Annotated in this window: 15 protein-coding genes; 7 read left to right on the top strand and 8 right to left on the bottom strand. The window is 37.3% G+C overall.

All coding sequences use genetic code 11. The features are described 5' to 3' along the window. Positions 1-27 precede the first annotated feature (27 nt). Both C7H19_RS14050 and hpnA read left to right on the top strand, forming a co-directional pair. Complete coding sequence (locus tag C7H19_RS14050; protein WP_106457516.1) at positions 28-912, top strand: D-alanyl-D-alanine carboxypeptidase; 885 nt, start codon at positions 28-30, stop codon at positions 910-912. A 6-nt stretch (positions 913-918) separates the two neighbouring features. Next, entirely contained in the window at positions 919-1,905 is a 987-nt protein-coding gene (gene hpnA / locus C7H19_RS14045; protein WP_106457515.1) for a hopanoid-associated sugar epimerase, read from the top strand. A 67-nt stretch (positions 1,906-1,972) separates the two neighbouring features. On the opposite strand, the gene C7H19_RS14040 is transcribed toward hpnA, so the two are convergent. The 4 genes from C7H19_RS14040 to C7H19_RS14025 are packed head-to-tail and all read right to left on the bottom strand — an operon-like array spanning position 1,973 to position 9,884. Next, complete coding sequence (locus tag C7H19_RS14040; protein ID WP_106457514.1) at positions 1,973-5,758, bottom strand: PAS domain S-box protein; 3,786 nt, start codon at positions 5,756-5,758, stop codon at positions 1,973-1,975. 13 nt (positions 5,759-5,771) lie between these two features. Beyond that, positions 5,772-8,015 (bottom strand): response regulator, encoded by a 2,244-nt coding sequence (locus tag C7H19_RS14035; RefSeq protein WP_106457513.1) that lies wholly within the window; start codon positions 8,013-8,015, stop codon positions 5,772-5,774. Positions 8,016-8,046: 31 nt separating this feature from the next. Continuing rightward, a complete protein-coding gene (locus tag C7H19_RS14030) occupies positions 8,047-9,483 on the bottom strand; it encodes a hypothetical protein (protein ID WP_245927529.1) in 1,437 nt (478 codons plus the stop codon). Then, positions 9,480-9,884 (bottom strand): FHA domain-containing protein, encoded by a 405-nt coding sequence (locus tag C7H19_RS14025; protein WP_106457512.1) that lies wholly within the window; start codon positions 9,882-9,884, stop codon positions 9,480-9,482. The genes C7H19_RS14030 and C7H19_RS14025 overlap by 4 nt, the downstream gene beginning before the upstream one ends. A gap of 245 nt (positions 9,885-10,129) precedes the next feature. On the opposite strand from C7H19_RS14025, the gene C7H19_RS14020 reads away from it, so the two are divergent. Then, the gene (locus C7H19_RS14020; RefSeq protein ID WP_106457511.1) at positions 10,130-11,320 is read left to right on the top strand and encodes a glycosyltransferase family 4 protein; all 1,191 of its coding nucleotides are present in this window, start codon (positions 10,130-10,132) and stop codon (positions 11,318-11,320) included. A 12-nt stretch (positions 11,321-11,332) separates the two neighbouring features. Here C7H19_RS14020 and C7H19_RS14015 read toward each other — a convergent pair whose 3' ends face one another. Then, on the bottom strand, positions 11,333-11,932 hold the full coding sequence (locus C7H19_RS14015; protein WP_106457510.1) for a Uma2 family endonuclease: 600 nt from the start codon (positions 11,930-11,932) through the stop codon (positions 11,333-11,335). Between the two features lie 120 nt (positions 11,933-12,052). Between C7H19_RS14015 and C7H19_RS14010 the strand changes: the two genes are divergently transcribed. Then, the gene (locus C7H19_RS14010) at positions 12,053-12,517 is read left to right on the top strand and encodes a hypothetical protein (RefSeq protein ID WP_106457509.1); all 465 of its coding nucleotides are present in this window, start codon (positions 12,053-12,055) and stop codon (positions 12,515-12,517) included. Between the two features lie 117 nt (positions 12,518-12,634). On the opposite strand, the gene C7H19_RS14005 is transcribed toward C7H19_RS14010, so the two are convergent. From C7H19_RS14005 to C7H19_RS13995, 3 genes are read right to left on the bottom strand one after another with little or no spacing between them, the layout of a single operon-like run. Then, positions 12,635-13,804, bottom strand: coding sequence for an NAD(P)/FAD-dependent oxidoreductase (locus tag C7H19_RS14005; protein WP_106457508.1), 1,170 nt, complete (start codon positions 13,802-13,804; stop codon positions 12,635-12,637). Between the two features lie 4 nt (positions 13,805-13,808). Then, positions 13,809-15,695, bottom strand: a complete 1,887-nt coding sequence (locus C7H19_RS14000) for a phosphodiester glycosidase family protein (RefSeq protein ID WP_106457507.1) — start codon at positions 15,693-15,695, stop codon at positions 13,809-13,811. A gap of 12 nt (positions 15,696-15,707) precedes the next feature. Continuing rightward, positions 15,708-16,382: an N-acetylmannosamine-6-phosphate 2-epimerase gene (locus tag C7H19_RS13995; RefSeq protein WP_106457506.1), complete on the bottom strand. Its 675-nt coding sequence runs from the start codon at positions 16,380-16,382 to the stop codon at positions 15,708-15,710. A 510-nt stretch (positions 16,383-16,892) separates the two neighbouring features. Here C7H19_RS13995 and cobN point away from each other — a divergent pair. The 3 genes from cobN to C7H19_RS13980 all read left to right on the top strand — a co-directional run bounded on the left by cobN (position 16,893) and on the right by C7H19_RS13980 (position 22,841). Continuing rightward, on the top strand, positions 16,893-20,684 hold the full coding sequence (gene cobN, locus C7H19_RS13990; RefSeq protein WP_106457505.1) for a cobaltochelatase subunit CobN: 3,792 nt from the start codon (positions 16,893-16,895) through the stop codon (positions 20,682-20,684). 158 nt (positions 20,685-20,842) lie between these two features. Beyond that, a complete protein-coding gene (gene yhdJ / locus C7H19_RS13985) occupies positions 20,843-21,730 on the top strand; it encodes an adenine-specific DNA-methyltransferase (RefSeq protein WP_106457504.1) in 888 nt (295 codons plus the stop codon). Next, the gene (locus C7H19_RS13980) at positions 21,711-22,841 is read left to right on the top strand and encodes a restriction endonuclease (protein WP_106457503.1); all 1,131 of its coding nucleotides are present in this window, start codon (positions 21,711-21,713) and stop codon (positions 22,839-22,841) included. Before yhdJ ends, C7H19_RS13980 begins: the two co-directional genes overlap by 20 nt. Positions 22,842-22,887: the final 46 nt, after the last annotated feature.

The raw sequence follows: 22,887 nt of genomic DNA, 5'->3' as shown, positions 1-22,887 counted from the left end.
GAGGAAACCAGACGGAACGGAAACAGGATGAAAAAAATCAATCATTGTCTGAATTCATTCGCAATTCTGACTATAGCATCATTAACATGGTCGATTTCTGCTACTGCTAATGAGGTTACATTATCAACGAATGGCGACTATTTAAACGAAACTGAATCGGTCGAAATTTATGTACCGCCACCAGAGAATAATAATTCTCTAGTTTGTCAAGCTTTGGTAAAGCCAACCATTGACAGTATTATTCAAAAAAACGCTGGTAAATGGGGTATTTTAGTCGAAAAGTTAGAAGATCGTACCGTTATTTATAACTATAACGCGGATAATTATTTAATTCCCGCTTCTAACATGAAAATTATTACAACGGCGGCGGCTTTACAAAGATTAGACCCTGAAGCCCCTATTCGTTCGACATCTGTAAGAAACTGGGTGACGATTACGAATCAAAGAAGTAATAATGCTTATGCTGATACACTCTTACGTTACATTGGGGGACCAACTGCGGCAAAAACAGCGTTAGCACAAATGGGAATTAACCCCAGTTGGATACGTCAAGCGGATGGTTCAGGACTTTCTCGCAATAATGTCGCTACACCCAGGGCATTTGTGGAAATCTTACGGGCGATGTATTATTCTCCTAAACGAGAAGTTTTTCACGCTTCTTTACCTGTAGCGGGAATGAGTGGAACTTTGATTAATCGCATGAGAGCAACGCCAGCCCAAGGAACTGTTTATGCTAAAACCGGGACTCTGACGGGTGTTCGAGCGTTATCGGGTTATATTCATCATCCTTATTACGGGATTGTGGTTTTTAGTATTATTGCTAATAATCCCAAACAATCTGGAAAAGCGTTAGTAAAAGCGATCGATGAAATTATACTTCAATTAAGTCTCGTTACATCTTGTGAACTCTAGATTATGATGCTTGCTTTTGTTACTGGAGGTACAGGATTTATTGGAGCAAACCTCGTTCGATTATTGTTAGAACAAGGTTACACCGTTCGGGCGTTAGTTCGCCCTAGCAGTTCTCTCGATAATCTTAAGGGTTTACCCATCGAAATAGTCGAAGGTGATTTAAATAATCCTCGTCTTTCGGAAATAATGCAAGGCTGTCAAGTATTGTTTCATGTGGCGGCACTTTATTCGTTGTGGCAAAAAGACCAAGATTATCTATATCGTTGTAATGTTTTAGGCACAAGAAATATCTTAGCAGCAGCCCGAAAAGCGGGGATTGAACGTACGGTTTATACAAGTTCTGTCGCGGCTATTGGTGTGGGAGAATCGGGAAAACCTGTTAATGAAGTCTATCAGAGTCCGGTTGAAAAGTTAATCGGAGATTATAAAAAATCTAAATATTGGGCAGAACAAGAAGCCCGAAAAGCTTTACAAATGGGTCAAGATGTGGTAATAGTCAATCCTAGTACTCCCGTTGGCCCCTATGATATTAAACCGACTCCGACTGGTGATATTATTGTCCGTTTTTTGCGCCGTAAAATGCCTGCTTATGTTAATACGGGGTTAAATGTCATCGATGTTCGTGATGTGGCGAAAGGACATTTATTAGCTTTAGAAAAGGGAAAAACAGGAGAACGCTATATCTTAGGTCATCAGAATATGACGCTTAAAGCCTTTTTAGACGAATTATCCCAAATTACAGGAATTCCCGCTCCATCTTCAGAAATTCCCTCTTGGATACCCTTAAGTGTCGCTTGGATAGATGAAAAGGTTCTGACGCTTTTGGGGAAAACTCCTTCTGTACCCCTTGATGGTGTGAAAATGTCTACACAATTAATGTATTATGATGCTTCCAAAGCAGTCAGAGAATTAGGTTTATCTCAGTCACCCATCAAAACAGCTTTGCAAGATGCTGTCGCATGGTTACAGAAAATGGATATTGATTACGCGTAGGGGTGCGGAAACCCAACCCTATATTTTACAGGATTTGGCGACCAAATCCCTACAGAATATTAATTTATTAGTTTTCTTGGGTTAATTCAACAATGACATCAAAACGAAATTGATTGACTAATTCAGTTAAAGCCTGTGCTAAATTAATGTGTTCAATCGGAATTTCTTGTATCAATTGCTCAATTAATTTACCATTAACTCTCATGGCTGCTTGATGTAATTGCTGTATCCATTCTGATGACATCACCTTTAATTCTGATGATTCTATACAATGATTTGTTTTTTTGCTTTCGGTTGTTAGCTCATCTTGATAAAGATAACGTACTTTTAAATACTGACTGATTTTTTCAAATAAAAGAGCTTCTTGGAAAGGTTTACTGACAAAATCATCAGCCCCCGCTTTTAAGATTTCTGTTTGTTGTTCATCAAAAGCACTCGCGGTTAAAGCAATAATATAAGTTTGATGGGATGTTTGGGATTGTTTTTCTAGATGACGAATACGCCGAATAGCCTCATATCCATCCATAATAGGCATTCTAATATCCATCCAAATTAAATGGGGTTGCCAACTTTGCCAGCTAGATATCGCTTCTTCTCCATTGCTTGCGGTTGCTGTTTCAAACCCCACATGATTAAAAAGTTGTACTAATAAATCTCGGTTTTCTGAGCGATCGTCTACAATTAAAATACGGTAATCGGGTTGATTGGGTGCAATGTGTTGTACTTTGCGATCGCTGATTTGAGGGATAATTTGAGCAGAATCGGCTAACTTAACTTCTATCGTAAAAGAAAAAACCGAACCTTGTCCAAGAACACTCGATGCTTGAATATTCCCCCCCATCAACTCCACATACTGACGACTGATAGCAAGTCCTAAACCCGTTCCCTCTTTGACTTGTGTGCTACTGCTAGTTTGGACAAACGGTTCAAATAATCTTTGTATTTCATCATCAGAAATTCCTATCCCTGTATCTTCGACCGTAAAACCGAGTATCATGCGATCGTCAGATATTTTCTGGATTTGCGTCGTTTTTAAAGTAATACCGCCCTTCTGAGTAAATTTCAGCGAATTTCCCAATAAATTAATTAAAACTTGCCGAAACTTGCCGTCATCGGTAATCACATATTGGGGGATATTAGAAGATAAATCAAAAAATAACGCTAAACCTTTCGCTTTTGCCCTAACCCAAAACATTTCCCGTAGAGTGTGCAATAGTTGATGTAGGTCAAAGGGACGAGCATTTAGAACAATTCGCCCTGCTTCAATTTTAGACATTTCCAAAACATCATTAATCAAACTGAGCAAATGTTCTCCACTACTATTAATAATTCGTAAAGCTTCTCGTTGACGTTGAGTAAGTGCGGTATCTCGATTTAAGAGTTGAGCAAAGCCTAAAATAGTATTAAGCGGTGTTCTTAATTCATGACTCATATTAGCCAAAAACGTACTTTTTGCTCGATTTGCGGCTTCTGCCATTTCTTTAGCGTCTCTTAATGCAGCTTCCGTCTTTTTCCGTTGAATTCCTAACGCCATATCATCGGCAATAAAATTTAACGCATTTAGGGTAGATTGATTTAAAGGTTCATGGGCAAATAGTCCTAAAATACCGACTAATTGTTCTTCTAAAAAGAGAGAATAGCCTGTAAACGCGGTCATTGCTGCTTCGGTTGCCCAATCTTGATAAATACTAGCTAAAGTTTTAAGTAACGCTTCAGGATCATCAGCACTCTTATAACCAATTTTGGGAATATACTGATAAATGCGATCGACAACAGAGGTTAAACCCGCACTCCCTTGTAACTGTAAAAGATTAGTTTCAGGGTTAAATGTCCAAAGACGAACACAAGCAACATCAAGATGTTTGACCATCGCTTTACCACAACGATCTAAAATTGCGCTTAACTCATCGCTTTGGGCTAAAGCCCTTCCTATTTCTGCTCTACAAGCCGCTAATTTTGCCCTCTGACCCAGTTCTGACTCGACTTGCTTGCGTTCCGTCAAATCTTCGACTAATCCCTGTACAAGCCGATTTTCCCCCACCTTGACGGCGGTTAGGGTTACTCTGGCGGGAAAATCTGTTCCATTTGCGCGACGATGTATCCATTCAAAGCTATGATGACCTTTTTCCAAGGCGGTCATAATTTGTTGATTCGCTAAACTAAATGAATCCTGTCCATTGGGTTGAAGGGATGGCGAAAAAAACGAAGGATGTTTCCCGATAATCTCTTGACGTGAACAGCCGAATAATTGTTCTGCGGCATGGTTACATTCAAAAATCCCAATATCATTACCAATAATAATAGCGATACTTAAAGATTCATACAAAGCGCGGGTTTTTGCTTCCGATAGTCGTAATGCGTCTTCGGTTTTTTTTCGTTCGGTGATATCTGTTGCAATGGCTGTCGCAATCCAAGTATCTGTTATATCATCTTTTTGGGAACTAAAAGCGACTGAAATCCAGCGTAAATTTCCATCTGGATGACGATAGCGATATTCATGTTTATAGGTTTGTTCAGCGAAAATGGGTTCAAATAAATTTTGCATTAATGCGTCCCAATCTTCCTGTATCACCCGCGATTGTAATAAGGTGGGATTAGCCATCAGTTCCTCGGCCCAGTATCCCCATATCCAATGACATCCAGGTGAATAATACTCAATTTTCCATGTACGATTTGGATAAATTCTATAACGATTAATCGAGACAACTGCACTACTGAGAATCATCGTCAGACGGGCTTCTGAGGCTTTTAGGGCGGCTTCGGCTTCGATACGTGCTGTTATATCTCGAAACGTCCAAACCCGTCCAATAATCTCTGTACCGATGCGCTGAGGGCATGAATAACGCTCAAAGACTCGACCATCCTTTAATTCTAGTAAATCATAACTCTCGGCTTCGGGTGTGGTATATAGTTCCTTAACTCTAAAGAAAAATTGTTCGGGTTCTTTTAATTGTTGTGCTAAATATTGAATACGGGTTTGTTGGTTAGGTTCATTTAAAACATATTGCGAGATTGACCACATTTTGAGGAAGCGTTGGTTATAGCTTACGATCGTACCACTACAATTAACGGCTAGTATTCCCTCTTGTATCGATTCAAAGGTTGCTTGTTGCAAAGATAAGGATTTTTCTAAATCGATTTGAACTTGTCTACGTTCGGTTGCATCGGTTCCGACGGACAGGATTTCAACGAAATTACCCTGACTATCTATAATAGGTTTATTCGCCCAAACTATCCAAACTCGTCTCCCATCTTTACAGATATTTTCATTTTCATGTACTAGATATTTTTCGGGATTTTGACGGATATCTAGGATTAATGCTGCTAAATCTTGTCCAGAGGTATCCGTATAAGGAACCATTGTCCCTACAACATTTTTACCGATAATTTCTTCTTCTGTAAAACCGAATAAGCGTTGTCCGTATTCATTCAAAAATAAAACATTTCCTTGTGTATCCCATCGCACAATAACACTATTAGCAGTTTGCACGACATAAGTAGAAAATTCGGTTTGTTTGGTTAGGGTGACATCTCGCAGAATCAGAATAACGCAATCTACATCCTCTGAACAATTAATCTGTTTGACCGTTAGTTGTAAGATATGGTTACGGAATTCATATTCTGTCCCTTCGACTAAGTAATTTTCTACTGGAATTGGTTGTCCATTTTGGGATAAGGGGAGTAATTCGCTTAAACTTATTCCTATACAGTGATGCGAATCTTGTTCGATTAAATTTAAAAAAGCTTGATTACACCACTGTATCTGATGCTGACTGTTTAGACATACGACTGCATCAGGTATCATATTCAGGGCGCTTTCTAGTTGTTTGACAGGGTGGTTTAAATCATCCATATCCTAACCGAGTTCATCGATTCTTCTGATCAATGATAACGATAGCAGCTTGATATAGTGATTGTATCGTTGTTCCATCTCTGGGATACTCGACAATTGCCCAATCACAAAACGCTTGTAATTTTTCTTGGGATGGAGTGATAAAAACTTGTTTTCGGATACGGGTTAAAAGTTCTTCGATGCGTTGTTGTGCTTCGGTTTTGTGTGAATGAGGAAATACGATCGCAAATTCTCCATTATTCCAGTATCCCACTTCTTCGATGGGAAAAGTGGACTGTATTAATGTTCCATGTGCTTGTAAGATTTGATTACCGAAATGATGTCCATAGACTTGATTGATTTGACTCAGTTGGGTGAGTTTCAGTAAAACAAAGGTAAAGGGTTGCTGATGTTCTTTGGCTTGTTCTAAGATCAATTCTAGTTCTTGATGCGATCGAACTTGATTGGTTAAACCTGTCACCGCATCTCGATATGATAAAGTTTTGAGGAGTCTGTTTCTTTCTAGACGCTGGGTAATCCGAGTTAAAAATTCTGCGGCAACTACAGGCTTTAATATATAATCATCGCCACCGACTCTAAAAATATCTTGAATGGTATCAATTTCTTGATGTACACTGAGAAATAGAATCGGTAAATCTTGCCAAATCGGGTTAGTGCGAATCACACGACACAATTCAATCCCGTTTAATTGTGGCATTTCGATATCTAAAATTAATAGGTCTGGTTGAATTGATTCTAAGGTTTCCCAACATTTTAGCGGGTTCGATAAACCTGTCATACGAATACCCCAAGGTTCTAGTAATGGGCGCAGACTAGCGAGTAAAATCGGATCATCATCGACGACTAAGACGCGAGTATTCTGAGAACGATAACGCTGTAGAAGTTGGGAAAAAATCTGCCAAATTTTTTCGGGTGTGACGGGTAAGGTTAATATTCCTTTTCCTCCGGCTTGAGCAATGGCTACTCGATCTATAATGCTTTCACTGGTGATTAAAACGAGTACGGGTATCGGTGGGGTACGTTGTGCTAATTCCGATAATAGTTTTAAATCGGTCTGATTTTGTTCTAAATTTAGGATCACACCATCACAAGTATTTTGCTGTAACCAAGTTTGCGCTTGTGCTAAGTTTGTGACTTGTTTCCATTTTCCCCCAACTGATGACGCGAGAGTCTGTAAAGCATCTTTTAAAGATGTATCTGTATCGACTAACAGAAAATAACTAGATACGGTTTCTAACTCTGTTTCTTTCGGTTGTTCGGTTGTTAGATTAAGATAATCGCTTAATTCTTGAATTAGTCTACAGATATCTTGAGTTTGTGAGGTGATATCACTAGATTCTAAAATCTTTTCCATTTGTTTGGCTAAAACACTACCGTATTCTCTCTCAAACATTCCTAACACACCTGCTAACTTATGTGCTGCTTGTCTTGCTGAGGTTTGTTCTTCTATTGTGAGTTGTTTTTTGACTAGACTAGATGCAGCATTGTGTAGAATGTCTAACCGTTGTTGTGTCAAAGATGCGTATTGTTTCCAGAGTCTTTCTTGAGTTTCTCGAAATTCTTGTTCAACTGAAGATTGAGTCTCGATTTTTGGATTAAAGCGATACCCCAAACCATACACATTCTCTATCCAGTCTACCGCACCCGCCGCCTTAAGTTTTTGTCTAAGTCCTTTAATATGTGCTTTAACACTATCTTCTTGCGGTGTATCCTCGAAACTCCAAAGTTGTTCTATCAATTGTCCGCGACTAAATACTCGTTCTGGATTTCGCATAAATAGCTCTAAAAGACTGTATTCTTTTGGAGTAAGCGAAAGTGGTTTATGATCATATGTCACTTCACAACTTTTAGGATCTAGTGATAGTTGACAAATTTCAATAATTGTGCTATGTAAAACTTCACCTCGTCTGAGTAGAGCACGTAGTCTAGCTTGAAGTTCTTCTATGTTAACGGGTTTAATTAGATAATCGTCAGCACCAGCATCTAAACCACGAATACGATCGCGTTGTTCATCTTTAGCCGTCATCAATAAAATAGGTGTAGAGTATCCTTGATGGCGTAAACGTTCACATAAACTAATTCCATCGAGTTTCGGTAGTCCAACATCCATCAAAATCAAATCATAGCTTGCACTTTGGATGTAATCCCAACCCAGTTGACCATCTTCGACAGCATCTACAAGATAACGCAAACGAGTCAGAGATTGAACTAAAACATCTGCTAAAACAATATCATCCTCGATCAGCAGAATTCTCATATTTTAGCGATCGCCTAATTCTTCTATCATTTTAATCTTTTTCTGAACTGGACATCAATCGCCGATAATCTAATAAAGCATCGACAAAGAAATAATCTCCCCAAATTAAACCATTATCACACTCAAAACTGGGTTGAATTGCATCAGGATGATGATAGCAACCTTTCTGTAAGATACTCATTTCGGATGATTGAAGATCGTTGAGATAGTCCTTAGAGGTGAGTTGGTAAAGGGTTTTTTTGACTAGATCTAAATAAATGGGTCGAGCGGGATCATTTTTAGGTAAAGTAGGAATTAGTTTTAAGATACCCGAAATAGCGATCGCTGCTGCTGATGAGTCTCTTTCAGTATTGGGATTTTTTTCAAGTGCGTAGTCAAAGTCCCAAGGTGGAATAAAATCATGAGGTGTGCGTTTATTGCCCTCAAAGCTATCAGGTAAATTATTCATATAATAATCAATAGCTTCAAAAGCGATCGCTCTTAGCGACGGATCTTGGCTATACTTGTAAGCGATACTTGTCGCATAAATGATCCATGCTTGTCCTCTAGACCAAGTTGTATCATCTCGCCATCCCTGTTTTCCTTCATTAAACAAAAATTGTCTGTAAGTGGGTGAAGAAGGACGATCATCAAAATAACCGCGTTGCCATGTTCCAGTATGACCCGGTTTTCGGTTTTTGCCAAAAGTTTGACCAACTGTTTTAATATGTCTTATAGCCTTTTGTTGCCAGTCTTTTGCTTCAATAGAATTAGGATTATGTTGCGCCGCCCATAACAATTGTTCTACATTAATAATATGATCGGTGAAGACGTGCCAATAAACTTGATTATCGGTGCGGTCTGCTTTTCTTTTGTTGCCCATCACCCCTAATTCTACCTGAAATCTCCCCTGATTTTTTAATGGATCATAAGGCATTGCTAAGGTTCTAGCACCTTGTAAAATTGTTTCTAGCTGTTCTTTTTTTTCGTCTTCATCTCTGGTAAATTCCAACCAGGGACGGAAAACCAAGAGATTATTAATCGTAACATCTTCATAAGACCTTTTTCTGAGGGGTTCTCCCCAACTTTTAGCATAACTCCACCAAAACTGTTTACGTCCTAATTCGGTTTCAAGGGTGGACATTTGCCATAATAAAGCGGGAAAAGCACCAGATGACCAAAATTTGGCTTTATCGGGGAGCCATATTCCTGATGGTGGACGTTTTTTCCAAAAATTAAGCGAAAACGAGCTATTTTTAGAAGTATAAGAGGGATATTTGATGCCGACTAGAGAACTTTGCTCAAAAGTATTGATTGTTTTTATTAACTTATTTTGGGCTAATTGTAAAGCGAAATCGATGCGTTGTTCTAAATTCAAATGACTACGGGGATCGGTTGTCTGAATTGATAGAATAAGAGTTAAAATAAGGCTAATCAGACTTAAACCGATTAAAGTCAAACTCAGTTTTTTTCCATTGAGGATTTTCAACTCACCTCGTAACTCGTGATCGTTTCTTTTTTATGACGTTCCTCATTTGTGGTTGAAGTGGGTTTAATCTGTGAAGCGAAATGATCAGACTGAGGACTATCGGGTAAGATCCTTATTTGAATTTGTGGGCCTGAAGTAGCGAGACGAAAAACCATACCATCAATGACAGACGCTTTAGTTACGGGTTTTCCATTAAGATAGGTTCCATTTGCGCCAAAATTTTCTAATTCCCAGTTAGATCCACTCTTACGAATTTCTACGTGATGACGGGAAACTACCGCACTATATAACACAACATTATTATCTAGCGATCGACCAACCCGTATGATCGAGTTGTTCTCAAACGTCCAATGTTGTAAAGGAATGGTCTTACTGGGATGAAGTAAAGTCAGCGTAATCACTGATAGTCCATTGATAAAACGTATTTTTGCTTACTGTAAAATCAGAAAATTCCGATCCGTAACAGCAAATTATCGCACAAGGAGCGCTGTTACTTATTATAGTCGTAAGATTATCTAGCGGTTGAGATGAGGTCTCACTTTTGATTGCTGTGGTGAAAGCCTAAGATATAGACTGTAAATAGAAGCAAGATGCTCAAAACGATTAAACTAAATCAGTGCCATGATTTAAGAGGAGTATTTCAGGGATGAAAATTCTAGTACTAGCGTGGGAATTTCCGCCAAGATTAGTCGGTGGACTCGCTCGTCATGTAGCAGAATTGTATCCCGAACTGGTTAAACTTGGCCATGAAATTCATTTAATGACGATCGAAATTGGTGACGCTCCAGGCTATCAAGTTGTAGAAGGAGTTCATGTTCACCGTGTTCCCGTTGCCCAAGGTAATGATTTTTTCCACTGGGTGATCAATATGAATAATAGTATGGGTCACTACGGCGGGAAATTAATTATCGAAGAAGACTTGACTTTTGACTTAATTCATGCTCATGATTGGTTAGTGGGAGATGCAGCGATCGCGCTGAAGCATCATTTTAAAATTCCTCTTGTGGCTACGATTCACGCGACGGAATATGGACGCTACAATGGTCTTCATACTGATACACATCTCTACATTGCTAGTAAAGAAAGAATTCTCGCTTACAATGCTTGGCGTATTATTGTGTGTAGTGGTTATATGCGTCATGAAATCCATCGGGCTTTGAGTTCGCCTTGGGATAAAATAGATGTGGTTTATAATGGAATTCGCGCCGAAAAAAAACTACGTGATCCGAATTTTGATTATGAAAGTTTTCGCCGTCTTTTTGCCGCAGACCATGAAAAAATCGTCTATTATGTCGGTCGAATGACTTTTGAAAAAGGCGTTTCTGTTTTACTCAATGCTGCACCTAAAATACTCTGGGAAACGGGCGGATCTGCTAAATTTGTAATTATTGGTGGGGGAAATATTGAGCGACTTCAGCTTCAAGCCCTGCATTTAGGAATCTATCATAAATGTTATTTTACAGGTTTTATGTCCGATGAAGATTTAGATAAATTTCAGACGGTGGCTGACTGTGCTGTATTTCCTAGTTTATACGAACCTTTTGGCATTGTAGCCCTAGAAAGTTTTGCAGCTAAAGTTCCTGTCGTGGTTTCCGATACTGGGGGTTTTCCTGAAGTGGTACGACATGGACAAACTGGTATTGTAACTCGTGCTAATAATTCTGAATCTCTTGCTAATGGTATTTTAGATGTATTGAAAAATCCAAATTATGCTCAATGGTTAGTCAATAATGCTTATCAAGATTTAGATAAAAGGTTTAGTTGGCCAAAACTTGCTCAACAAACAGAAGCGGTTTATGGACTCGTGTTACATCAAAAAGCACAAGTGGTTTGGTAGAAAAGCTTTCAATTATCCCCAAATTCTGTTTAAATTAACCATAAAATCAGGTAAAACATCCTCACCTGACAATTCTGTAGGCGATTTTATTATTTCTATTTCTTTTCCTGTTCGATAGATTTCTACTTGTTTGTTTTGTGGATCGATTAACCAACCTAAGATCATGCCATTTTCTAAATATTCTTGCATCTTAGCTCGTAAATCAGTGAGGCTATCAGATGGCGATCGTAATTCTACGATAAAATCAGGACACAGAGGAACAAAACCCGTTTTCTGTTTTGATGTTAGGGTTTCCCATCGTTCTCGACTTACCCATGCAGCATCAGGCGATCGAATCGCACCATTAGGTAAAATAAATCCAGTAGAGGAGTCAAAAGCTTCGCCTAAATTTTCGTATTGCTCATGCCAACGCGACAACTGTCCTGTTAAACTAAAATTACGTCTCCCAGATTCTCCCCCTGTGGGTGGGTTCACGATTAATTCTCCTAAAGCAGTTTTTTCTAATCTTAAGTCTCTATTAACTCTCGCTAATTCTGCAAACTGTTCATTATTGACATAGAGTCTGAGAGTTATTGGGAATTCGATAGATATTTTATTTTGAGTTTCTAACATATCTAGAGGCGCACCGCAACGTTATCAAAATTCTAGCGAACATTTGTAACAAACAGCGCGATCGGGTTTTCAAAGAACGATATAACTGATTATGGACTAACTGACTAACACTTGTGACTTATGACGACTGCAACAAATATTTTAAATACAACCGATATTACTGCTGATGATTATTGTGTATTCGGTTTAGCCACTTGTTTTTTAAAAAATGATGGAGAATTTCTACAAGTACAAGTCATCGAACCTATTCCATCTGCTGCACTAGAAGCGGTGATTAAAGGAATTCCCACATCTTATCAGTTAGTGTGCGCTTTATCTGTCGGTGATGTTTTGAGTAATAATACCCTACACATTCCTAGTCATTTTCCTTCAGACGCTCAGTTTTGTGAAGATTTTAACGAAAGATTAATTGCCGCAGTACGCACCTATAAACGTCGTCATGAAGCTACGCAACATATCCCCAAAGGAACCATCAAAGATGATTTGAATTTTTCTTTAGAGAGAAAACGCGTACTCAATGCGGTGAATGTCGTTCGCACCGAAGATAATGTGAAACAGCATTCCCACACTCATCAAGTCTTGTAGCTCATAGCATATTTATTGATTATTGTCAAGATTTTTCTTGGCTATTTTTTTTGTTTTTGCTAAAAACGCATCTACTATCGGTTTGCCGAATTGGGTTTGGACTCTTTATCCCTACGTTTATTTATAAGATTGAATGGGTTCTAATTGAGTAATGATTGAATCATTTCCCTCGATTAACCAGTTACCAAAATGTCTAGCTAATGGTGGTGCAAAAACTAAAGTGCTGGTAAATCCTGAAAATGTATATAGACCTGTCCATTCTTCGATTTTACCGACTAAGGGTTGTGTATTATTAGAAAATGCGACAAGACATTGATGTAATCTTCCTGGAATATCTTTTAATGCTGGTAAAATCTGTCCTATTTCTTGACGTATTTCTTCTTCACTCTTGATTAAATCTACTTTTTGATAAGGATCTGTAATAAATTGACTAATTTGACCTAAACATAAATGATTATCGATAAATTGAATTGCTCCTGCTTCACAAATTCCATCTAAAATATCTGTATTAGGATTAATCCATCGGTTTTCGTTTTCAGCTTGTGTAACTTTATTTTCTATTTCTAATCTTTTTAAAATGGCTGGCATTACTAAGGTTTTTAGTTTAATATCGGTTGGTTTTGTCACAATAACTTGAGCGTTACTGAAATAAATTTTTATATTAATTCCAATTTGTTTTAATAAACTACGGGTTAAACCACCTGCACAAATGATGACTTTATATGCATAGTATTTATTTTCTAATGTTTCTATACCGATAATAGTTTGCTCTTTTTCAATAAACTGTGTCACTTGTTCATATTGAATTTTTCCACCCAAACGACAAAAAGCGTTTAGATATGCTTGGTTAGTTTTTTCGGTGTTAATATGTCCATGCGGTAATTTTAAAACTCCAGAAATCGCATCAGGGTTTAATAATGGTTCAATCTCACACGCTTCTTGTACTGAGAGGAATTTGGGTTCTATTTCAAATTTATTATAATTTTTTAGGACAGTTTCTGGGTTAGTTTCTCTAGGAATATATAAAATTAAATCAAGTTCTCTAAATTCTGTATCAGAACCTAATTCATCCGATAAGTTACGGTGTATTTCTATTCCTTCTCGACACAGTTGACGGTTAATGGGTGTAATTCCAGACCAATAAGCTAAACCACCATAACTATAACGTGTTGCATTGTCGGAAATAGCATCTTTTTCGAGGAGTAAAACTTTACTATTCTTTTTCGCTAATTCGTATGCTAACGCAGAACCCGTTATCCCACCACCAACAATAATAAAATCGTACATTTATTTAAGGAGAAGTCTTCAGAAAAAGTCCTATCCCATTATGAACTCTTGCTGCGGTTTGTGGATAACGATCGATTAAATTTCCACCTAGATATAATGAAGTAGAACTACCACCATCTAAATTTAGGGCATTGACTGCACCTAATTGTTGTAAGATTTGAGCAAATTCTTTTAGTGTGGCACCTTTTCCCGCAACTCGGTTATGGACTGCGACTAGAATAATTCTATCAGATGATAAAGTAGCGATCGAACTTCGTGACGCGCTTTGTTGTTGAAAAGGTTTACTGAATTTTTCTGCGTCTGGGTTTAAGACAATACGTCTATTCTGTAATAATAATGGCCCTGCACCGATAATATTAGAATATGAATCGAATTCTCTTGGTAGTGTCGAACGATTAATTTTAACGGTTGTACCTTGAGTTAGAAATGTTGCTGGAGTATCATCTTTACGCAAAATGAGTAAATAGCCATTTTTCGGAATGGGAATAGAATCAAGTCCTGCTAGATTTGCTTTATACTGAGCAGTAATTTGATTATTTTCTACAGTGATAATGGTTTCTTTGTCAGTAAGAGTTGTATAATTATTTCCCCATTCCGAGGTATATCGCGCTATTCCTGTTTCTAAGTAGGCACTATTGAGGAAATTTATCGTAAACTGTTGGTTAGGTGTAATTAGATTTTCTTGTAGGGTGAGACGGTCAATTTTTATTTGTCCTTGATTGTTCCATGCAATAGCACCACGATTTAGAATAGGACTAGAATACCATTTTCCATCGACTCGAATCGCACCTAATGGGAGTTGGTTGTTACGATTAAAAAATCCTGCGTTGATAGCTGCTATTGCTTCGGTGTCTCTCCCCATTGTTGCAAGGGGTAGTATTCCAGTTAAACTTGTTTTGTTTCCTGTAAGAGGTTTTAGGGTAAGTTTAGAGGAACGTAAATCTATTTCTAACCAAGTGACGGGAAAATAGTCTTGCTGTAATTTAACATAGCGTTGATGAAATGTTAGTCCATTTTGCCAAGTAATTTCTTTTTCTCTTAAAGTATCAGGACGAATATCGATGATTAAACGGTTAGGATTAGAAATAGTATACGCTTGTATTCCATAAGCAGTCGGTAAGTTTAATTTGAGTTGGGTTGTTGTTCCATTTTGTGTCAGTGAAAAGAGTTGTGGTGGAATTTTAGGTGTTGTTGCACTCCCTAAATCATCTTCATCGATATTGGTGTTATTTTCTGTAATGATGGGTTGTGGTTGGTATTGTGCGATTAAAGTGGGGTCGGTTATTCCTTCTATATTTAGAGTCGCTTCATTTTTAACTTGACTGATTTGCCATGTTGTCGGACGATCTAAAGACAGTACCAGACGTTGTATTCCATTTTCTTGTAGGGTGTATAAATCATTAACTTGTGCCGTGGGATAATTAATCTGTAGAGTATCCCCAACAATATTTAATTCTGCTCCCATTTGTTGAATGAGTTGAGTAATATCTAAATAACGATATGGTGCAAGAAATTTTGTATTTAGATAAATCGGTTGATTGGGGTTTGCGAGATACCAATATACAGGTTGTTGGTTTGGGTTATTGGTACTGAGTAATTCTATTCCCAGTGTTGTACTTGCACCGATATCCGATATCCCTGTATGTGTCGTTGTTCCTTCTTTCCACTGACTCCACGCTACAATAAACTTTTTCCCGTTTATTGATATTTCTTTTCCCCGTTGTTGGGTTGGGATGATAGTTGTATCAGACACGAAAATAGGTTCAGCAGAGGGAGTATTAGAAAACGCTTGAGAGGTTTGTGGGGGAAAAAGGGAAAAGGAATAATAGAGAAGCGACACCACCAATGATGATAAGGAAAATTGACTAATTAATATTAAATTCTCTCTCATTGATTGAGTCCTTTACTGTAAAGCATTGTAAAAAGACTTGACTTTTAGATCAATTCCTGTAATGGCGGTTCCGACAACAACTGAATATGCACCTAAGTCTAATGCTTTTCTTGCTTCATCGGGTGTAGCGATACCACCTTCACAAATTATAGGAACTGATAATTGTTTGACCATTTCTGTTAATAATTCGTAACCCGGTGGGGTTAAATGTTTCGTTTCTTGGGTATATCCATAAAGTGTCGTTCCAATAATATCCGCACCTGAAATTTGTGATACGATCGCATTTTCAATTGTATCGACATCTGCCATTACTAATTTGCCCAATTTTGTTTTAATTTGTTCTATTAAAATCGATAATGTTTCACCACCTACACGAGTTCTAGATGTTCCATCAATGGCTATAATATCCGCACCTGCTTCAGCAATAGATACCGCGTGTTCAAACAATGGAGTAATATAAACTTCACTATCTGGGTATTGTCTTTTCCATAAACCTATTATTGGAATATTAGGTAATTGTTTTCTGACTGCTTGAACATGAGACGGGGTATCTACTCTTATTCCTACTGCACCTTGATTAACCGATGCTTCGGCAAAAGCTGCTATGATTGTAGGATCATGGAGTGGAGAGTCTACAGGTGATTGACAAGATACAACTAATCCAGACTTTAAATGTTCTATGTTCATCATTTGCAAAATCTTAATGTAATGTTTTATTGTATAGCCGTAGTCTGTTAATAAAAGCTGAAGAATTAATTAATCTACTGTGAAATGATGAAGATAAAAATCAATTTGATAAAAATTTAGTCCTCTAGACCACTGTGAAATCAATTTCAAAGGCAAAAAAGCCAAAATCCAACGGGGCTTACAAGGTGCGGACGCTTTCTTCCGCACACAGCCCTTCATTAAAATGGATTAAAACCTATACAGTGAGTCGGTTAAAACCGACTTTCGCTATGAGACAGTGAATTCATTCACTGGCAATAATAGAAGTTGAATAATTAATTCGGTTATAGTGTTAGTCCCATAATCCACCGTGAAATCAATTTCAAAGGCAAAAAAGCCAAAATCCATTAAAATGAATTAAAACTTATACTTCGGAGTCCGTTTTAACGGACTTTAGCTATAAGACAGTGAATTCATTCACTGGCTATCTGAATCAACATTACCTGAATTTAATAAAAATAAGGATATTAAATGCACCGCATCGCTGCTACACCAGGTGGATGGAACCCCGATACCGATGGAGTGATTATCATTGAACAAACTCCAGCTTCTATAATATTCTTATCCTCTGCTGATACAGATATTCAAACTTTAGCTGCTACTTTACCTAGTTTACCCCCAGAATTTCCCTCAATTCGTGCCGTTAATTTATTACAGTTACAACAACCTTTTAGCATTGATAGTTATGCGGATACTGTTTTATCCAAAGCAAAAATTATTATTCTTAGATTACTCGGTGGACGTTCCTATTGGTCATATGGTTTAGAAGTCGTCAAAGAAATTGCAGAACAAAACAATATTGTTCTATTCGTTCTACCTGGTGATGATCATCCTGATACCACTTTAATGAGTCATTCCACTGTTGCGCTATCTATTGTCACTCAATTATGGCGTTATTTAACTGAAGGAGGAATTGAAAATTACTGTAACGGTTTAAAGTATACTTCTGATACTTGTTTGGGAAGTTCCTATTATCCTCCATCTCCACAAATTGTCCCTAAAGTCGGAATATACAAGGAATCTAAAATCGGAAAAAGAGTCGGAATTTTATTTTATCGATCGCATTATCTCTCAGGTAACACCCTTCCCATCGATCATCTTTGTCTTGCGTTAGAAAAAAATTACTTAGCACCCGTAGCAATTTTTGTTTCATCACTCCGCGACACAGAAGTACAAGAGGAAATTTGGCAATATTTTTGTACTAAATCAGAACCCGTTCAGATTATTTTAAATACAACGAGTTTTTCTATCTCCCAACTCTCAGCAGAAATAGATGTAGATCATACATATTACCAAAATTACTGGACTCGTTTTAATGTGAGTGTCTTACAAGTTATCCTCAGTGGGGGAACCGAAACTGAGTGGGAAAATAGTTTTAAAGGACTTTCACCGCGAGATGTTGCGATGAATGTTGCGTTACCCGAAGTCGATGGAAGAATTATTACAAAAGCTATTTCTTTTAAGTCGGTGCAAAAGGGAGATGAAAAATTAGAAACCGATGTCGTGATCTATCAACCCAGAGAAGACAGAATTAAATTTATTGCTGAGTTAACTGCAAATTGGGTCAAACTCAAAAACACTTCCCCAGAACAACGAAAAATAGCGATTATTTTAGCCAACTATCCAAACCGAGATGGACGTATTGCTAATGGTGTTGGGTTAGATACTCCCGCGAGTTGTATTAATATTCTCCATGCTTTACAAGATGCGGGATATTCTCTAACTGATATTCCAAATAACGGAGATGAATTAATCCAAAAGTTAACGACGGGTGTAACGAATGATCTTGAAGGAAAAGAATTAAGATCAGTCTATCAATCTTTATCTGTAGACGAATATCTAACTTACTTTCAAACCTTACCCCCAACTGTCCAACAAGAAATGATTAATCGTTGGGGAATCATTCAAAATCAAACAATTCCTATTTCTGGATTACAGTTAGACCAGATCTTTATCGGGATACAACCATCTAGAGGATATGATCTAGATCCAAGTTTAAATTATCATGCACCAGACTTAGAACCGACACATGAGTATTTAGCTTATTACTACTGGTTACGTCAAAACTTCGATGCGATTATTCATCTAGGGAAACACGGTAATTTAGAATGGCTACCGGGAAAAAGTATCGCTTTATCTAATGAATGTTATCCCGAAATTACTCTATCAACTCTCCCTCATTTTTATCCATTTATCGTCAATGATCCAGGAGAAGGATCACAAGCAAAAAGACGCGCTCATGCAGTGATTATTGATCATCTGACTCCCCCGATGACTCGTGCAGAACTCTATGGCGATTTACAAAAACTAGAAGCATTAATCGATGAGTATTATGAAGCACAACAGTTAGATCCGTCACGTTTGAAATTAATAAGCGATCGTATTTCCCAACTCATCACCGAATCTCATCTCAAAGAAGACCTCAACATTCAAGCGATTACTTCTGAACTACTCACTAAAGTAGATGGTTATCTGTGTGAGTTAAAAGAAGCACAAATTAGAGATGGTTTACATATATTTGGTCAATGTCCCGAAAATGTACAACTTAGAGATTTAATTCTTTCGATTGCGCGTTCTCCCAGTACCAATCGTCTCGGTTTAACTCGTGCCATTGCTCAAGATTTAGATCTCTGTTTTGACCCACTAACCGTAAAACCCGATGAACTTTTATCCAAAAGCGAAAAACTACCTAACTGTAGAACAACAGGAGATGCGATCGCGTTTCTTGAAACCACTGCTAGTAAATTGATTGAAAATCTTTTATTCTTAGATGAGCTTGGAGATGGGTTAGAAGATGGGTTAGAAGATGGGTTTGAAGATGGATTTAGAAATGGATCTGGAGATGGGTTTGAAGATGGGTTTGGAGACCAAACCCCTACAATCGGAAAAAATACATATATAGAATTGAATTGGATTAAAACCTCGTTATTACCTGCCCTCCAAAAGACCACCCATGAACTAACCTATTTACTGGCAGGATTAAACGGCGAATATGTTCCGAGTGGAGCATCTGGCGCACCGACGAGAGGACGACCCGATGTATTACCCACAGGACGCAATTTCTATTCAGTTGATATACGTTGTATTCCCACCGAAACTGCTTGGGATGTCGGACGAAAAGCAGCAGAAAACCTCATCGAAAAATATACCCAAGAACAGGGAGAATATCCCCAAACCCTAGCAATATCAATATGGGGAACCTCGACGATGCGAACAGGTGGCGAAGATCTTTCTCAAGTGCTGGCTTTACTCGGTATACAACCCGTTTGGGATGGAATTTCTCGAAGAGTCGTAAATTATGAAATCCTTACCCCGTCGGCGTTAGGACGACCGCGTATTGATGTGGTAGTACGGGTATCGGGCTTTTTTAGAGATAGCTTTCCCAACTTACTACATATGCTTAATTCTGCCATAAATCAATTAGCTTGTCAAGAGGAAGAAAAAGAAATTAATCCATTAGCAGCTAAAGTACAGACAGAAAGCGAGTTTTGGGAAAATCAAGGATTAACAAAAGAGCAAGCGAAACTAAGAGCAAGCTATCGAATATTTGGTTCTAAACCTGGGGCGTATGGTGCAGGATTACAGGGTTTAATTGAATCACAAAACTGGGAAAATGATGATGATTTAGCTAGGGCTTATATGAACTGGAGTTGTTACGCATATGATGAAAAAGGTATCGGTCATCATGTACCCGAAACATTCAAAACAAGACTCCAAGAATTACAGATTGTTCTACAAAATCAAGACAACCGAGAACATGATTTATTAGACTCAGATGATTACTATCAATTCCAAGGGGGATTAACTGCAAGTGTTAGATCACTAACTGGAAAAAATCCGATCGTATATTTTGGCGATAACTCTGTTCCATCTAATCCTAAAGTGAAAACACTACAAGAAGAAATTACTAAAGTATATCGATCGCGTGTTATTAATCCAAAATGGATCGCAGGAGTAATGAGACACGGATATAAAGGAGCCTTTGAAATGTCCGCAACCGTCGATTATTTATTTGCCTATGATGCCACTACTCGATGCGTCGAAGATTATATGTATCAAGGAATTGCTCAAGCTTATATTTTTGATGAAACCGTACAACAATTCATACAAACTAAAAATCCTTGGGCATTACGAGACATGGCAGAAAGATTATTAGAAGCCCATCAACGGGGATTATGGGAAAAAGTTGATCCTTCTGTTCTAGAGAAATTAAGAGCGAGCGTTCACCAAGCCGAAGGAGTAATAGAAGGGAAGAACGCTTAAAATTCATGTTTTAGGGGTAAGATAGAATTGAAGAATAATTATAAAAAGTTGTAATTTTGGTTTATGTATAATGAACACAGTTAACTAGATCTCATAAATCAGCAATAAAATATTAAGTTGATTAAAGTAAACACCACTTATTCAGTCAATCAATAGTGATGGTTGAACAATTTAAAGATAGATCTCATACTATATATCACGGCGATGCTTTAGAAATATTGACCAAAGAGATTAACTCAGAATCTGTAGATCTTATTTTTATCGATCCTCCCTACAATATAGGAAAACAATTTTCAAATTTTTATGACAAGTGGGAATCTGAACAAGACTATATAAAATGGGCATATCAATGGCTTAATGAGTGCATTAGAGTCTTAAAGCCAAATGGAACTTTATACGTTATGACCAGTACGCAAGCAATGCCCTATTTTGATATTTATTTAAGAGAAAAAATAGTAATACTTAGTCGAATTATTTGGCATTATGATAGTTCGGGCGTACAAGCTACGAAATACTATGGCTCATTGTATGAACCTATACTTCATTGTGTTAAAGATAAAAATAATTATATATTTAACTCAGATGACATCAAAGTAGAAGCAAAAACAGGCGCACAAAGAAAGTTAATTGACTATAGAAAATCAATTCCAACTCAATACAATACAGAAAAAGTCCCTGGTAATGTTTGGTATTTTCCTCGTGTCAGATATCGCATGAAAGAATATGAAAATCATCCCTCGCAAAAACCCGAATCATTAATAGAAAGAATTATTCTTGCAAGCAGCAATGAAGGTTATTCTGTGCTTGATCCATTTGCTGGAACCTTTACAGTTGCAGCGATAGCCAAAAAATTAGGAAGAAGTTCAATTAGTATAGAATCACAAAAAGAATATCTTAAAATTGGTCTGAGGCGAGTTTTAGGATGGCAGGAGTACCAAGGAGAAAAGCTTGTATCTGTGCCAAAAAATAATACTAGAAGTCATAAAATTAGTCAAAAGTTAGATATTATACAGGGTAATCTTTTTAATGGCGATAGTACAGCATGAATTCACCAAGAAAATAATAGAAATTTTAAATTGTTATTTTCCTAGCCAAGGAAATGCAATTTTAAACTATAGTGAGTTGTTGCAATATCTCAACATTAAAACAAAAGCGGCTAATCGAGGTTCTAAATCTAGAGCAGGCTTGGCTAATCACTATGCAATCTATGTGCTTGTTGAAGACTATTTGAATAAAAAATTTCATCTACAAAATAACTATGAAGACTATGAAGGAGTACAATTTTCTGTTCTTTTACGCCGACAAAGAGAACTTCCATTTGGCAGTAAATTACAAAATCATGCCTTAAATCATCGACTAAATGAAGAATTTAAAAAATATTTTCCGACATCAGTTTATGTACCCATCATCAGGGATGTCAAAACAAATAGATATTGGCTCAACGAAAATCTGATAAAAATTATTGTTGATTACACACAAATCAATATTGCTCAAGCTGTTAAAGATATTATTGATGCGTATATTACCGCACGTCAAGAAGCATTTGATGAATTTATAGTATATTGTCAAGAAATGCTTGTGATTCAACAACAAGAACTGACACGAGCAATCGAATTTATTCGAGGTTTACTTAGACCAAATATAGATGCAAGAGTTTTTGAAATTGTGAGTTATGCAATTTTAAAAGAGTATTATGCTGATCAACATATTTATTGGGGTTGGTCATCAGATGTACTGAATGCTGAGTATCTTACTTTATATAAAACTGGTCGAACTAATGCAAACGATGGAGGGATAGATTTTGTTATGAAGCCATTAGGTCGTTTTTTTCAAGTAACAGAGACTATAGATGTAGGAAAGTATTTTTTAGATATAGACAAAGTTCAAAGATATCCAATTACATTTGTTGTCAAAACTGAACAGCCAATTCAAAGTATTTTAAATAAGCTTATGGAACAAGCAACCATGAGATACAAAGTTAAAGCGATCGTTAGAAGATACATTGAAGCTGTAGAAGAAGTGATTAACATTCCAGAATTAATGAATCGTTTTGATTCAGTCCTAGAACGGGGTAGAGGTACAGTAGTGATTGAAGAAATAGTTTTACAAAGTCGTGTTGAATTTAACCCTCTTTTGTTAGATAAGGAAGTAAAATAGAAAAAACAACTGATGGAGAGAAGGAGTTAGAAATGGTAACTCTAAT

The sequence above is a fragment of the Aphanothece hegewaldii CCALA 016 genome (genome assembly GCF_003007785.1).
GTDB classification, from domain to species: domain Bacteria; phylum Cyanobacteriota; class Cyanobacteriia; order Cyanobacteriales; family Microcystaceae; genus Chroococcus; species Chroococcus hegewaldii.
This window is presented reverse-complemented; position numbering and strand designations above follow the sequence as displayed.